The sequence below is a fragment of the Mesorhizobium sp. ArgA1 genome, from assembly GCF_053714375.1.
Genome location: NZ_JBSKBQ010000005.1, coordinates 1 through 14,173, shown reverse-complemented (window position 1 = coordinate 14,173; position 14,173 = coordinate 1). Strand labels below are relative to the sequence as shown.

At 61.6% G+C, this 14,173-nt stretch carries 18 protein-coding genes and 1 pseudogene; 8 read left to right on the top strand and 11 right to left on the bottom strand.

The genetic code is table 11. The features are described 5' to 3' along the window. Positions 1-7: 7 nt before the first annotated feature. From ACWGTI_RS14295 to ACWGTI_RS14280, 4 genes are all read right to left on the bottom strand, one after another. Positions 8-712 carry a cytochrome c oxidase subunit 3 gene (locus ACWGTI_RS14295; protein WP_454587718.1) on the bottom strand — a complete coding sequence of 235 codons (705 nt, stop codon included), beginning with the start codon at positions 710-712 and terminating at the stop codon, positions 8-10. Next, positions 709-2,478 (bottom strand): cytochrome c oxidase subunit I, encoded by a 1,770-nt coding sequence (gene ctaD, locus ACWGTI_RS14290; protein WP_454587717.1) that lies wholly within the window; start codon positions 2,476-2,478, stop codon positions 709-711. The genes ACWGTI_RS14295 and ctaD overlap by 4 nt, the downstream gene beginning before the upstream one ends. A 23-nt stretch (positions 2,479-2,501) precedes the next feature. After that, positions 2,502-3,386 (bottom strand): cytochrome c oxidase subunit II, encoded by an 885-nt coding sequence (gene coxB, locus ACWGTI_RS14285; RefSeq protein ID WP_454587716.1) that lies wholly within the window; start codon positions 3,384-3,386, stop codon positions 2,502-2,504. Between the two features lie 157 nt (positions 3,387-3,543). Continuing rightward, on the bottom strand, positions 3,544-4,104 hold the full coding sequence (locus ACWGTI_RS14280; protein ID WP_454587715.1) for a DMT family transporter: 561 nt from the start codon (positions 4,102-4,104) through the stop codon (positions 3,544-3,546). Positions 4,105-4,236: 132 nt separating this feature from the next. On the opposite strand from ACWGTI_RS14280, the gene ACWGTI_RS14275 reads away from it, so the two are divergent. Then, positions 4,237-5,016, top strand: a complete 780-nt coding sequence (locus ACWGTI_RS14275; RefSeq protein ID WP_454587953.1) for an alpha/beta hydrolase — start codon at positions 4,237-4,239, stop codon at positions 5,014-5,016. 73 nt (positions 5,017-5,089) lie between these two features. Here ACWGTI_RS14275 and radC read toward each other — a convergent pair whose 3' ends face one another. Both radC and map read right to left on the bottom strand, forming a co-directional pair. Beyond that, complete coding sequence (gene radC / locus ACWGTI_RS14270; RefSeq protein WP_454587714.1) at positions 5,090-5,872, bottom strand: RadC family protein; 783 nt, start codon at positions 5,870-5,872, stop codon at positions 5,090-5,092. A 35-nt stretch (positions 5,873-5,907) separates the two neighbouring features. Beyond that, on the bottom strand, positions 5,908-6,735 hold the full coding sequence (gene map, locus ACWGTI_RS14265) for a type I methionyl aminopeptidase (protein WP_454587713.1): 828 nt from the start codon (positions 6,733-6,735) through the stop codon (positions 5,908-5,910). Between the two features lie 323 nt (positions 6,736-7,058). On the opposite strand from map, the gene ACWGTI_RS14260 reads away from it, so the two are divergent. The 3 genes from ACWGTI_RS14260 (at position 7,059) to ACWGTI_RS14250 (ending at position 8,516) form a co-directional block, all read left to right on the top strand. Further along, positions 7,059-7,355 carry a DUF982 domain-containing protein gene (locus ACWGTI_RS14260; protein ID WP_454587712.1) on the top strand — a complete coding sequence of 99 codons (297 nt, stop codon included), beginning with the start codon at positions 7,059-7,061 and terminating at the stop codon, positions 7,353-7,355. A 147-nt stretch (positions 7,356-7,502) separates the two neighbouring features. After that, complete coding sequence (locus tag ACWGTI_RS14255; protein WP_454587711.1) at positions 7,503-7,778, top strand: DUF6074 family protein; 276 nt, start codon at positions 7,503-7,505, stop codon at positions 7,776-7,778. 69 nt (positions 7,779-7,847) lie between these two features. Then, a complete protein-coding gene (locus ACWGTI_RS14250) occupies positions 7,848-8,516 on the top strand; it encodes a DUF2161 domain-containing phosphodiesterase (protein WP_454587710.1) in 669 nt (222 codons plus the stop codon). A 24-nt stretch (positions 8,517-8,540) separates the two neighbouring features. Here ACWGTI_RS14250 and ACWGTI_RS14245 read toward each other — a convergent pair whose 3' ends face one another. Then, positions 8,541-8,894 carry a hypothetical protein gene (locus ACWGTI_RS14245; protein ID WP_454587709.1) on the bottom strand — a complete coding sequence of 118 codons (354 nt, stop codon included), beginning with the start codon at positions 8,892-8,894 and terminating at the stop codon, positions 8,541-8,543. A gap of 731 nt (positions 8,895-9,625) precedes the next feature. Between ACWGTI_RS14245 and ACWGTI_RS14240 the strand changes: the two genes are divergently transcribed. The 4 genes from ACWGTI_RS14240 (at position 9,626) to ACWGTI_RS14225 (ending at position 12,592) form a co-directional block, all read left to right on the top strand. Then, positions 9,626-9,832 (top strand): hypothetical protein, encoded by a 207-nt coding sequence (locus ACWGTI_RS14240; RefSeq protein ID WP_454574179.1) that lies wholly within the window; start codon positions 9,626-9,628, stop codon positions 9,830-9,832. A gap of 38 nt (positions 9,833-9,870) precedes the next feature. Continuing rightward, on the top strand, positions 9,871-10,341 hold the full coding sequence (locus ACWGTI_RS14235; RefSeq protein ID WP_454587708.1) for a GNAT family acetyltransferase: 471 nt from the start codon (positions 9,871-9,873) through the stop codon (positions 10,339-10,341). Between the two features lie 650 nt (positions 10,342-10,991). Then, entirely contained in the window at positions 10,992-11,537 is a 546-nt protein-coding gene (locus ACWGTI_RS14230) for a cupin domain-containing protein (protein WP_454587707.1), read from the top strand. Continuing rightward, positions 11,531-12,592, top strand: coding sequence for a glycosyltransferase family 2 protein (locus ACWGTI_RS14225; protein WP_454587706.1), 1,062 nt, complete (start codon positions 11,531-11,533; stop codon positions 12,590-12,592). Before ACWGTI_RS14230 ends, ACWGTI_RS14225 begins: the two co-directional genes overlap by 7 nt. A gap of 37 nt (positions 12,593-12,629) precedes the next feature. On the opposite strand, the gene ACWGTI_RS14220 is transcribed toward ACWGTI_RS14225, so the two are convergent. The 4 genes and pseudogenes from ACWGTI_RS14220 to ACWGTI_RS14205 all read right to left on the bottom strand — a co-directional run. After that, the gene (locus tag ACWGTI_RS14220) at positions 12,630-12,815 is read right to left on the bottom strand and encodes a hypothetical protein (protein WP_454587705.1); all 186 of its coding nucleotides are present in this window, start codon (positions 12,813-12,815) and stop codon (positions 12,630-12,632) included. After that, positions 12,812-13,123: a hypothetical protein gene (locus ACWGTI_RS14215; protein WP_454587704.1), complete on the bottom strand. Its 312-nt coding sequence runs from the start codon at positions 13,121-13,123 to the stop codon at positions 12,812-12,814. Before ACWGTI_RS14215 ends, ACWGTI_RS14220 begins: the two co-directional genes overlap by 4 nt. A gap of 522 nt (positions 13,124-13,645) precedes the next feature. Beyond that, positions 13,646-13,927: a helix-turn-helix domain-containing protein gene (locus tag ACWGTI_RS14210; protein ID WP_454574176.1), complete on the bottom strand. Its 282-nt coding sequence runs from the start codon at positions 13,925-13,927 to the stop codon at positions 13,646-13,648. A gap of 169 nt (positions 13,928-14,096) precedes the next feature. Further along, a pseudogene (locus tag ACWGTI_RS14205) lies at positions 14,097-14,173 on the bottom strand (CsbD family protein); the annotation flags it as partial.

Sequence of the window (14,173 nt, the reverse complement as noted above, 5' to 3'; positions counted from 1 at the left end):
AGACCTCCTAGGCCAGTAACTGCCGGCAAATGTCGATGAACGTCGCGGCCCAGCCGGCCAGGAGAATGAAGATGGCGAGCCAGACGAAAAGCAGGAAATGCCAGTACATGGCGCACAGTTCGACGCTGAGGCTAAGCCGCTCCGGCCGCGCTCCGTTCCAGGCGCCGGCGGTTGTCCTGCTTAGGCCCACCAGCCCGCCGACTATATGCAGGCCGTGCATCCCGGTGATCAGGTAGAAAAAACTATTGGCCGGATTGGAGGCCAGAAAGTAACCGTCGGCGGTCAGGTCCCGCCATGCCATGAGCTGTCCGACGAGGAAGGCGATCGCGGTGAGCCCTGCCGCAGCAAGGCCGAGCCTGACCGTGTCCATCTGGCGCTTGCGCGCCGCGACCGAGGCGCACTGCAGCGCGATGCTGCTCAGGACCAGCATGCCGGTGTTGAGCCAGAGCAGGCGGGGCATCGGCAGCGGCTGCCAGTCCGACAGCGCCATACGCATGAAGTACGCGCTGGTGAACAGCGCGAACAGGCAACCGACGACGGCGAGGAAGACACCCAGGCCGATCTTGGCAGTCGGCAGGCCCGACCGGTCGAAGGGGACAATATCTTCCGCCACACCCTGCTCGAGCCATGGCTTGGCCATCAGCCGCTGATGCGAGAGCCACCAGCCGGCAAAGCCGGCGATCACGAGCAGGAAGACCAGGATGACGCTCATGCCGGCTCCCTGGAGGGGCCGAATGTGCCCGGAATGTTTTGCGGAATGAAGTCCTCCTTGGCGCCCGGCACGCTGTAGTCATAGGCCCAGCGATAGACGATAGGCAGCTCCTTGCCGAAATTGCCATGCGCCGGCGGCGTCTGTGGCGTCTGCCATTCGAGCGTCGTGGCCCGCCATGGATTGCCACCAGCCTCGCGGCCATGGCGGATGCTCCAGATCAGATTGAACAGGAACACGACCTGGGCAAAGCCGACGATGAACGCCATGATCGAGATGAACGAGTTCAGGTGATGCGCCGACTCCGTCATGACCGTCACGTCGGTCATTTCGGCGTAGCGCCGCGGCACACCCATCAGGCCGATATAGTGCATGGGAAAGAAGATCAGGTAGGCGCCGAGGAAGGTGACCCAGAAATGGAACCGGCCCAGCGTCTCGTTCAGCATCCGGCCGGTGACCTTCGGATACCAGTGGTAGATCGCGCCGAAGATAACGAGGATCGGGGCAACACCCATGACCATATGGAAGTGGGCGACGACGAACATCGTGTCCGACAGCGGGACGTCGACGACGACGTTGCCGAGAAACAGCCCGGTCAACCCGCCATTGACGAAGGTGACGATGAAAGCCATGGCAAAAAGCATCGGTATGGTGAGATGGATGTCGCCGCGCCACAGCGTCAGCACCCAATTGTAGACCTTGATCGCGGTCGGGATGGCGATGATCAATGTCGTGGTGGCGAAGAAGAAGCCGAAATAGGGGTGCATGCCGCTGACATACATGTGGTGCGCCCAGACCACGAAGCTCAGCGCGCCGATGCCAACGATGGCCCAGACCATCATCCGGTAGCCAAAAATGTTCTTGCGCGCGTGCGTGCTGATCAGATCGGAGACGATGCCGAAGGCCGGAAGCGCCACGATGTAGACCTCGGGGTGGCCAAAGAACCAGAACAGATGCTGGAACAGGATCGGGCTGCCGCCATTGTGCTGCAGCTGTTCGCCCATCTCGACGACTGCGGGCATGAAGAAGGAGGTGCCGAGCGCGCGGTCGAGCAGCATCATCACGCAAGCGACGAACAGCGCCGGGAAGGCGAGCAGCGCCATGACGGTGGCGGTGAAGATGCCCCAGACAGTCAGCGGCAGGCGCATCAGCGTCATGCCGCGCGTGCGGCCCTGCAGCACCGTCACGACATAGTTCAGGCCGCCCATGGTGAAGCCGATGATGAACAGGATCAGCGAGACGAGCATCAGAATGATGCCCCATTCCTGCCCGCCGGGCGTGCCGGTCATGATGGATTGCGGCGGATAGAGCGTCCAGCCGGCACCGGTCGGCCCACCAGGCGCAAAGAAGCTCGACACCAGAACCAGCACCGCAAGCAAATAGATCCAGTAGCTCAGCATGTTGACATAGGGAAAGACCATGTCGCGGGCGCCGACCATCAGCGGGATCAGGTAGTTGCCGAAGCCGCCGAGGAAGAGTGCCGTGAGCAGGTAGATCACCATGATCATGCCGTGCATGGTGATGAACTGGTAGTAGGCCTCAGGGGTGATGAAATCGAAGGTGCCGGGGAAGCCGAGCTGCAGCCGCATCAGCCAGGACAGCACCAGCGCGACCAGGCCGATGGCCGTTGCCGTTGCCGAATACTGGATGGCGATGACCTTGGCGTCCTGCGAGAAGACGTATTTCGTCCACCAACTGTGCGGATGGTAGAGTTCCATTTCCGCGACTTCGGCGGGCGGGACGGCATCTGCAGGCGTGATATCGACCATATAGGAGCACCTCCGTGCCCTTTTTAGCGGGACCCGACAGTCTCGAGTTTTGCCGCAACTTTCAAAGCTGACATCGTCGCATTGCCCGGCGCCTGTTCTGCCGAGCCCGTCTGCTGGGGCGCCGACAATTGCGCGAACGTCTGCTGCTGGTCGAGCCAGGCCACATAGTCTTCCTGGGTGTCGACTATGACGATGCCATGCATCATCGGATGCCCCTGGCCGCACAGTTCGGCGCACAGGACCTGGAAGGTTCCGGTCTTGGTCGGGGTGAACCAGAAATAGGTGACCGAGCCCGGGATCATGTCCATCTTGGCGCGGAATTCCGGCACGTAGAAATCGTGCAACACATCGATCGAGCGCAGCAGCATCTTGACCGGCTTGCCGACCGGCAGATGCAGGTCGGCCGCTTCGACCACGACATCGTCCTGGCCGTTGGGGTCCTTGGCGATCACGCCCAGCGGATTTTCAGCGGTGACGTCACGGGTGTCGGATGTGCCGAGCTTGCCGTCCTTGCCGGGCAAGCGGAAACTCCACTGCCATTGCTGGCCAACGACTTCGACCATGGTTGCATCGCTTGGAACGTTGACGAACTGGCTCCAGACGAACAGGCCGGGGACCAGCATGGCGGTGACACCCACTCCGGTGACGATCGTCAGCCACCATTCGAGCCGCTTGTTCTCCGGTTCGTAGGCCGCCCGGTTCCCCTCCCGATGACGGAAGCGGAAGACGCAATAGGCCATGAACAACACCACGGCGGCGAAGACGACGCCGGTGATCCAAAAGGTGATGATGATGGTGTTGTCGATATAGTCCCAGTTCGAGGCAATCGGAGTCCACCACCATGGGCTCAGGAAGTGGAACAACACTGAGCCCACGACGATCAAAACGAGTACAACCACGATGGGCATGTCCCGTTCCTCCCGGTATTTCAGGGGGCGCGAAGCCGTCCCGGGAAAATACCGAGTGCATCATGCGTGATTTGCGATCGAAATTCTAGAGCCGGCTGTGGAAGGGGCAAAAAATCGCTTTTGCGGCAGCGGACCATGTCTGGCTGGTGACACCGGATCAAAGCGCCTTGATGACGATGCAGCCGGCCAAAAGCAGCACGACACCGGTGAGCCGCACGCCTGAGACGAACCGCTGCGGCAGCCGAAACCAACCGAATGTGTCGACGAAGATGCCGGCAACCTGCTGGCCGGCCACCGTCAGGCTGACGGCTGCCGCCGCGCCGATGACGGGGATGGCGGTGAACATGGTCGTGACATAGGTCGCGCCGGCAAGACCTCCGATCCAAGCCCACCAGGGCATCGATGACAGGCCCGCGAGGCGAGGGCGAGGCGTCTTCGTCACGGAAAGCGTGGCCAGAAGCACGGCGGCCATGACCAGCATCGCCACCAGGAATGAGATGGTGCCGACCGCGAATGGCGAAGCAGGGCGTTCACCGCGCCTTGCACCGGAAGCACGGCGCCTGCCAGCAACGCCAGTCCGATCCAGCCGAGTTTCGAGGGCGCGAGATTGTCGGCCGCGCCTTTCTGTCCCAGAACGATGAGGGTAGCGCCTGCAAGCACGACGAGCATCGGATTCAGCCCCTGCAAAAGGCCCCGAGCTCGGCGAGAACCGAGGCATGCGATCACGAAGCGGTGACGGCCGTAACGGAGCCTAGGCAGGCGGCGAAGACTGGAGGTAGGCGCGCCGGGCGAAGCATTGGCGGCGCGTCCCGTTCTGGGCGCGATCCGCCAACCTCTCAAGGAATCCACGATCATGATAAATCGGCGTACTTTCTCCACCGCGCTCGTCGCTGGGGTGGCGACGAGCCTATTGGCCAGCTCCCACGCGACGCGAGCGCAGACGGCCCCCAAGGTTCGCAATGTCGTTCTGGTCCATGGCGCCTATGCGGACGGCTCGTGCTGGTCAGAGGTGGTCGGCCTGCTGCAACGGGCCGGCCTCAACGCAACCGTCGTCCAGCATCCGCTGACCACGCTGGAGGCTGGCGTCGAGGCAACGCGGCGCGCGATCGCCCTCCAGGATGGACCGACGGTCCTTGTCGGACACTCCTTTGCCGGCATGATCGTCACCGAGGCAGGAATGGATCCAAAGGTTTCCTCGCTCGTCTATGTCGCGGCGCGCGCGCCGGATGCGGGCGAAGATTACACGGCGCTCGCCAAGACTTTTGCGGCGCCGCCCGCCTCCGCCGGACTTGTCTGGTCCGAAGGCTATGGCAAGCTCGGCGAGGAGGCTTTCCTGCGGGATTTCGCCGGTGGTATTCCTCGGGAGAAGGCGCGCATCCTCTACGCCGTCCAAGGGCCGATCTCGGACAAGCTTTTCACCGGAAGGACAACGCAAGCGGCCTGGCGCTCGAAGCCAAGCTGGTATGCGGTCTCGACCGAGGATCGCACGATCAATCCGGATCTCGAACGCTTCATGGCAAAGCGCATGAACGCAAAGACCATCGAAGTGAAGGCAAGCCATTTGTCGTTGATCTCCCACCCTCACGAGATCGCCGGGCTCATCTCGCAAGCAGCCGGATCGCTCAGCTAGCGAAATTGAACGGATCTGGGGCGGCATGGAAATCAGCCGCCTCATGCCTTGTCAGCGCTGGTTTGGGGCAGGCTCAGATCAGCAGCAGGCCCTTCATCGAGGCATTGCCCTTCTTGCCGATGATGATGTGGTCGTGGACGGCGATGCCCAGCGGCTTGGCGCTGTCGATGATCTGCTTGGTCATCTCGATGTCGGCGCGGGAAGGTGTGGGATCCCCTGAGGGGTGGTTGTGGACCAGGATGACGGCGCTGGCCGAGAGTTCCAGCGCGCGCTTGATCACTTCGCGCGGGTAGACCGGCGTGTGGTCGACGGTGCCGACCTGCTGCACCTCGTCGGCGATCAGCACGTTCTTCTTGTCGAGGAACAGGATGCGGAATTGTTCGCGGTTCTCGAACGCCATGGCCGAGCGGCAATAGGCAAGAAGCTGCGTCCAGTTGGACAGCACCTCGCGGTCGCGGACCTCCGTGCGCGCCATGCGCTGCGCGGCAGCGGCAATCACCTTGAGGTCGACCGCCACCGCGGGGCCGATGCCCTTCACCTCCTGCAGCAGCGCCACCGGTGCGCCGAGCACTTCGCCGAATGTGCCGAAGCGCGCCAAAAGCGCCTTGGCGATCGGCTTGGTGTCAACGCGCGGGATCAAGCGAAAGAGCAGCAGTTCGAGAAGTTCGTAGTCGGGCAGGGCGTCCGCGCCCCCGGCAACGAAGCGCTCGCGCAAGCGGTCACGATGGCCGTGATAATGCGGCTTTTCCGTCGGTTTGTCTTTTGGCGCCTTGTCCTTCGGTGACTTGTAGGTCGCCGGCGGTTCAATCCATCGCTCGGAGAAGAACCCCCGCTCGTCTTCGTCACTTTTCCCCATAGCCCGCATTTCCCTTTCAGGCTTTGGTTGGGAGACTAGGCCGGCAGGCCGGGGCGGTCGAGCTTGTTTGGCGAGAGCGTGAAGATCTCGCAACCGGTCTCGGTGACGCCGATCGTGTGCTCGTACTGCGCCGACAGCGAGCGGTCGCGGGTCACCGCCGTCCAGCCGTCCGACAGCACTTTCACATGCGGCCGGCCGAGATTGATCATCGGCTCGATGGTGAAGATCATGCCCGGCCGCATCTCGACGCCTTCGCTTGACGTGCCATAGTGCAGGATGTTGGGCGCGTCATGGAAGAGCTGGCCGACGCCGTGGCCGCAGAAATCGCGCACCACCGAGCAGCGCTCGGCCTCGGCAAAGGTCTGGATGGCGGCGCCGATGGCGCCGGTGCGGGCGCCGGGCCGGACCGCCGCGATGCCGCGCATCAGGCATTCATGGGTGACTTCGAGCAGACGCTCGGCGGCACGTTTGATGGTGCCGACAGGATACATGCGCGAGGAATCGCCGTGCCAGCCGTCGAGGATATAGGTGACGTCGATGTTGACGATGTCGCCATCCTTCAACGGCTTGTTGTCGGGAATGCCGTGGCAGACAACATGATTGATCGAGGTGCACGACGATTTGGTGTAGCCGCGATAGTTCAGCGTTGCCGGCAGCGCGCCATGGCCCATGCCGTATTCGAAGACGAAACGATCGATGGTCTCGGTGGTGACGCCCGGCTGGACCATCGGCACCAGTTCGTCGAGGCAGCGCGCGGTGAGATCGCACGCCTTGCGCATGCCGGCAAAGCCATCCTCGCCGTAAAGGCGGATCTGGCCGGTGTTCCTGAGGGGTGCCGTGGCGGCGTCGAGATAGGTGACCATAGTGTCCGTTTTTGCCTGTCAGCGGGCCATGCATATCAGCCCGTTCGAAAATCCCCCCAGATTTGGCATTGGAAGCCGCAAGGTTCAAGGAAGAACTGCCGGCGAGGGTCCGGCGCCACGATATTCATGCCTTACGACGCCCTATGCGCTCTTCACAGCCGTGCGCTCGTATGAGGCCGAGACCGATCCGGCGAACCAACAGAGCCAAGCGCTCCCCGACTGCCGAGACCGCACTGACGACACATTTTTGCGCGAAAAGCGGTCAAAGCAACTTTTCGGAACGAACGGCGTTGCTGTGGCTGCGCCAGTTCGGGAGACGTAGAATGGACAGATTGCAATTCGAGGTGCCGGTGCGTATCGCGCCTGCGCCCGGGCTGCCGGTAGAGGAGATCTACAGCGTCGAACAGGCGCTGGATGTCCTGCACGGCTGGCCAAAGAAGCGACAGGGCAAGGTCTTTGAGGCGGCGTTCAATGCCTGCTTCGGGGCCACGGTGGATGTGGTCAAGACCGAGGACGCTTGCCGCGCCTTCATGGCGTTCTGCCGGGTCAGCGGCCTGCTGGCCCGGGACATGATGGTGACAGTCAAGCGCGGCAGCGAGGCGAGGGGCCTGCGGATCTAAAGCCGACAGCCGCCGAGTTCCCGTTTGGCCTTTGCCCAAGGCGACTCGCGGACTCCGCAGCGTTAAGGTTCCGTTTCCGACTTCACAGCTAGGCATGAGGGCATAGAGCAGCGTCTGATTCGTTGCGTCAGTGTCATGGTGCAGAATATGTCCTCAGCCAATGTGCGTGCCTTCCCGCTAGACCGGCAGACCAAGCTGGTGCGCGAGGTGGCAGCCAGGCTGGGCAGGCTGCATGGCGAGGTGGCCACATCGTTCTGGAAGGCCACCGCCCGCGAACTCCTCGACAAGGCAATCGCTGCCGGCACCGACGCGGCTTCGGCCGCCAACGATGTCCGCCGGTTCTTTGCCGCCGTTCAGGACGAGATGCATCTGCTTGCCGACGATGCGGCTGCGGCGCAGTACCAGATGGGCAAGCGCATTTAGCCGTCTGAAGGATCGAGCTGCGCCACGCCGATCTGTCGCGACGCGGTCCGAATCGGCTATGCCTGCGTCATGCAGGAAACGTCTCTCTACGTCCCGGTGAAGCGGTTTCTCGAGAGCCTGGAATTCACGGTCAAGGGCGAAATCGGCAACTGCGATATCGTGGCGGTGCGCGATGGCGAGCCGCCGGTGCTGGTCATTTGCGAATTGAAACTGCAGTTCAACCTGGAACTGGTCCTGCAAGGCGTCGATCGCGCAGCCGCCTCTGATGAAGTGTGGCTGGCGGCCCGCATGTCGGCGCGCGGCAAGGGCCGCGAGCACGACCGCCGTTTTCGCGCGCTGTGCCGGCGGCTCGGCTTCGGGCTTTTGGCCGTCAGCGGCAAGGGCGACGTCGAATTGCTGCTCAGCCCGGCCGCCTTGCCGCCGCGCCGCGATCCGAAGCGCCGTTCGCGGCTGATGGAAGAGCACAAGCGCCGGCGTGGCGATCCGGTGGTCGGCGGCGGTTCACGCGCGCCTGTTATGACCTCCTACCGGCAGGATGCGCTGGCCTGCGCCGCCGCCATGACCGACGGCCCGAAGCGCCCGCGCGATCTGAAGGCGATTTCGCCGCGCGCGGCCAGCATCCTGTTGGACAATGTCTATGGCTGGTTCGCCAGGGCCGAGCGCGGCGTCTATGCGCTGACCGAAGGCGGCCACGCCGCCCTGCAGCGCTGGCCACAGGTTGCGCAGGACCAGGCGTGAGGATTTTTCGCACTGCCTGAAGCGTTACTCCTTGGCGGCGCTCAACCGCCGGTAGGAGACGCCATCGAAACTTGCCGTCACAAAGTCGGTGGCCGACATTTTTCGTTTGCGTCCGTCACTGCAGGTGTAGAGCGGCCAACCGGCATCGCTGCATTCGCTGGCGGAGCAAAAGCGGGCAAGGCAATTTCCGGTAGTCACCCGGAAGCCGCCAGTGCCGGCAAACCCCTGCAGCAGGCTGCCGTCGGCCGCGCGCCATGTCCGGGCCCTGAATTCCGCGCGCAGGAACCATGGTTCCAGCGGGACCGCCAGGCTGTTACGGCCGGCGCCTCCTGCGAGAGCGAGACGGCTGCGGGCCATGCCCGATGTGTAGGCGGTCACAAGGTCCGATCCGACTGAGTACGCCGAGGCTAGGCTGGTGTTATCGAGTATATGCGAGATTTTCTCACCCGCTTCTGCCCGCTGCACCAACAAGGCCGTCAAGACGAGGAAGGCAAAGCAGGCTTGCAGACCATTCCCGCCGCTGGCCTGCCGCCGGTCCGCCCGCGATGTCTCCCAAGCCCGCATCGTGCCCGATCCCACCCGTGGCGCGCCTGCCACAATCCGCCGTCATCGATGAGGACACAATGACGGCTGAACCCTGACATCCGCCGGTAAACACGGCGTCGCCAAACGTAGGGCGGATGCATCACGGCAGGATGCTTGTTCGTCAGTTCCTATTCAAGGCCCTTGGCGCGGTCCCAGGCTTGCCGCCGCCGAGCAGGGGCAGGGCGTCACGCTGGGCAGCCTGACGTTGGCACAGGCTGCGATTGCTTCGCGAAGTCTCGTCCAGCCATTCGAGCATGTGCTTGATGCTGGGCGAGGGTGGTTTGCAGTTTCGACCCGGAACCGACTTCGGGATGTCGACGTGTATTGGAGACGTGGGAGTGGTTGGGCCTACTCGCCGATTAGTGACCGAATGACCGTTGCGCAACAGCATCGCAAGATGCGAATTTAGCGATACGATGTTCTGTTCGGATGCCGCCATGCCTCTACACAAGACAATGCTCTGCGCTGCAGCAATGATCATTGTTGCTGCAAATTTCGCCGACGCTCGGCCTGACACGCGCAAGATGACGTGTTCACAGACCCAGGCGCTGATCCAGAGCCAGAAGGCCGCGGTGCTGACCACCGGGCCGAATACCTATGACCGCTATGTCCGCCAGTATGGCAATGAGTGCGACGCCCCGTCGGTGCCGAGGGTCAGGTATGTGCCGACCACCGACGGGCAATGCATGGTCTACCGGTGCGAAGAGGCGTCGCCATTGGTTCCGAATTGACCGGACACCAGTGGTTTGCAAAGCCGAGGGGGGAACCGATGAAACAACTGGGCTATTGGATGATGGCGGTCGCAGCTTTTATTCTTCTTCTGCTGGCGGCAATTTTGGTCGGCTATGCCGGCTATCAGATCGTGAAAGCGATCATCCAGGCGCCTCAGCTGCTCGCCGCCGGTGACTTCGGGTACACCATCATCGACGCGGTTGGATATGTGGTGATCGCGGTCGCAATCCTCGACGTCACCAAGCATCTGTTCGAGGAGCAGGTGCTGGAGCAAGGCCTTCACAGCAAGTCGACGTTCCGGAGCAATTTCGCGAGATTCGTCACGATCATTTCGATCGCGGTATTTCTGGAGGGGTTGGTTCTGGTGTTCAAGGTTACGCAGGACGACGTCAAACTGCTGATCTATCCGGTGCTTCTTCTCCTCGTCGGCGTCGCGATGACCATAGCGCTGGCTATTTTTACCTGGCTGGGAGCGGACCGCGACCCTTCCGGCGACGCTTCGCATTGACTGCGCTCGCATCGTCGCGGCCATGCTGCCCTCGGCAAGGCGAGCGAACACTGGCGTGGCGGGCAAGTCGCAAAGGCTCCCGTAGAGGATCTGCAGCCGTTCTTCTATTGCCCGAAATGCCGAGCCGCCGGCCGCGATGACAAGCGCATCGGCCTCATACATCACACGCTCTCCGCGCTCCATTCGGCCGCGCGATCGGGAGGAATGGCGCGAGAGCGTCGGACGGGCGCGCGCATAGGCCGGGCGTTCATAAGATTGCGGTGACCAGAACGAACGATTTTCTCAGTATATCGTGCGACGGTAGCGCCAGCCGCCGGCAGCGAGCAGGATCACGACAAGGGCGCCGATGTCGACAGGGATGTTCAGTGGCGGGTCTTTCGATCTGCGAGTGTCACTACCTCGTCAATCTGTCTGCGTAGTCGGGCAAGGTCAGCCGCCCGAAAATCAAGTGGCAGTTCCGCGCCTCTCTCCAATCGCAGAATGATGGAAACGGCGGGCGCTACGACGACATTCTCGCTTACACCTCGGGATACCGGGCGCGGGCATTCGCGCACATATCCTCACGTGGCCTTCCACGGCTGCCGTTGAAAGACAATTAAAAGAAGGGCAATGAGAGGCACCGCCAAAGCTAGTTAGATTGGAAGAGTCTTATGATGCAGAATATTCTCGAAAAGACGTTGGCCGGGGCGACGAAGGATCAGGAGACGGTTCGATCCGGCAAGCCGATTGCCAAGGTTCCCGATGGCCTGTCGTTCCACGACATGACCGCTCACATCGACGACAGGGGAAGCGTCACCGAAATCTACGACACCCGATGGAATTGGCACCCCGATCCGCTGGTCTTTTGCTACATGTTTACCATCCGACCGGGAACGGTGAAGGGTTGGGGGCTGCATAAGCTTCACGAGGATCGATACTTCGTTGTCGATGGCGAAATGGAGGTCGTCCTGTATGACCCAAGGCCCGAGTCGAGCACCTGCGGACAGGTATTTCGGATTGTTCTGTCTTCAGCCCGGCCACGCCTGATGAACATCCCCAGATTCGTCTGGCACGCGGACCACAACATCGGCACGAGGGACGTTAGAGCAATCAATTTTCCTACAATGCAATATGACCACGCCAATCCCGACAAATACCGGCTGCCGCTGGATACCGATTTGATCCCGGTCGACTTTGGCGGCCTCAAGGGATGGTAGACGCTCCGCCGGTCTTCAGCGTCCTGATGCCGACCCATAATCGTCCCGACTCTCTTGCCTATGCCATCCAGTCGGTGCTGGCGCAGACGGAGCAATCGTTCGAGCTTCTGGTCGTTGGCGACGGCGCAGCACCCGAGACCGAAGCGGTCGTGAAAAGCTTTTCCGACCCGCGCATTCGTTGGTTTGATTTCCCCAAGGCGCCTCACTTTGGCTATGCCAATCGAAATCTGGCGCTTCGATCGTCACGCGGGGAATTGATAGCCTTCGCCGCCGACGATGACTTGATGATGCAGGATCATCTTGCCCTCATGCGCGGGCAGTTCGTCGATCCGTCGGTGGCACTTGTCTACGGGCAGGTCCTCTGGGTCTCGACCGACGGCATTTGCGGTCCTGATCTTACCAACCTGTTTTTTCCCGAAGAGCGGCGTCAATTCATGGCGAGAGGGAACACGATAGCGGCCTCAGGCGTCGTATATCGCGCCAGCGCTCTTGCGGAGCGGACGGTGTGGCCAGAAGATGTGAACGGGGCGGGAGACTGGGAGATCTGGCGTCGCATCGTGCTCACCAAGGGCTTCGCCGCCTTGCGCTACCTTCGCCTTCCAACGTGCCTGCATTTCTCCGCCAAGTGGAGAAACCTCAGAGACTCCGGGAACCCGAGGCTGACGGGATTTATCAACGCGTGTGAGAAATCGATCTGGTATCCAGCGCCGCTGCGGGTCGCCATTCCGACAGGACAGCTGGAACAAAAGGTCTTCTGGGACATCATGTCTGTCGATCCCGATGGCTGGACCGCAATCATTCGCGAAGCAGCAGCCGACGCCGTTAACCGACTTGCGGTCGACCGTCTCGAAAACCTGGTTAGACCCGACCCGCCGCCCACACCACCTCCGCCCGCTGCCCCAGATAACGGCCGAGCGGAGGCTCTTGCGGCAGAAGTACGGGCTCTCGCGATAGAAAGGGAGGCTTTGAAGGTGGAGATGGAGGCGCTTAAGCGCTCGAAGAGTTGGCGTTGGACTGCCCCTCTAAGGCAATTGCGAAGGCGTATCGGCCGATAGGGGCCGGCGCCAAAGGGCATGAGGCGGCCGGATGATCCTATTCGTCCCCGTCGCCGAGGTACGCCTTCACACGTCCGAAATCGCGGTACATTCCGCCGTCCGGGTGCTTCTTCTCATGCCAGGTGATCGCCCAATAGCCGGTGTCCTGAAGACCTTCCATGACTAACACCCGATCGCGGTCGGCCGGGAAATGCTCCTTGAGAAGAGCGTTGACGGCATTCAAGCCGCCGCCCCGGTAGGCTTGTACATAGACATCATCTGCCCTTCCTCATAGGCCCAACCCGTCACACGTCTCGCGACATCCCTGACTAAATGGTGGATAGCGCTCGGCTCGCTCTGGGCGTATGTCGTGAAGAATTCCATTGACTGCGCGACCTCGTAGATCTCCCGGAAGTTCCGCGACATCCATTCGTCATTGTCGTCGAACGGGTGCAACATCACGTATTCCATGCGCTCCAAGGCATCCGGAAATCTCGCGAGATAGGCTTTTAGAAACGCTTCGACCTGATCGTCGCTGAAATGCTTGCCCATTGTGGTCTCCTTACCGCGGCCGGTAGCGCCAGACCGCGCCAAGCGAACATTGAGGCGCCTATAGCGGCGATGTAGAGCGGGACCATACTAGTTGCTGCGAACGAAGCCTGATTTTTCCTGGTCGACGAAGATGAGAAAATTCCCGCCCTAACTCGGTGAGGGCGGCCATGGGCACTAGGCCACTATCCATTGCCTGACCACAGGCTGAAATCATCAGAGCCGGCTCAAACTAGTCGCGCTCGGCCATCGCGGCTTGGATCATTCCTGCATGGTGAGGGATCTGCAGCCGTTCTTCTATTGCCCGAATTGCCGAGCCGCCGGCCGCGATGACAAGCGCATCGGTCTAATACACTCTAATACACCACACGCTGTCCGCGCCCTATTCGGAGTGGCCGTGCGAGCGAGAAGAGTGGCGCGAGAGGGTCGGGCGGGCGCGCGCATAGGCGAGCACCGCCGCCGGTTATGAGAGCCGGTTAGCAATATATCAGAAATTGCGAATATGGTCTTCGGTCGACGACTCAATTACAGGCGGTGCCGGCGGCGCCAGGTTCTATTGCCGTGGGGATCACTATTCGGACCTTCAGAGCGTGCGAGCGATGGGCTCCCTTCCGTGAAGACAATTCCTCCGCCCTCCAAAGCCCGACGCATAGCGGTGATATTACCGGGCCTCGGGCTCCTAAGCCCGTTTTCAAATTCCCTGATCGTCATTTCACTAAGATTGGCCTTGGCAGCGAGTCGCACTCGCGACCAATTCAATAGAGACCGTGCGGCCCTTAATTGTTCTGCTGAGAGTAGGCTGTCCATAAGGAGTCGAACATTCGAGATCCCTAAAATGTTCCGGTTGCTAGGCATTTTTGCGGATCTGCCTGACCGTTTGCGGGCGCCTCATCACGTTTGTCGCCGCGATTTAGCTCGCTAGCTTGGTTTTGGGCGGAAAGAATCAGGGGCGCCGAGCGCCCCTGCGAAAACTAGCCTACCAACCTTGCATCGAGTACCAGTCGTCAACGTCTCTCCGGACCCGATCCTTCTCGATTCCGTACCGCTCCTGGA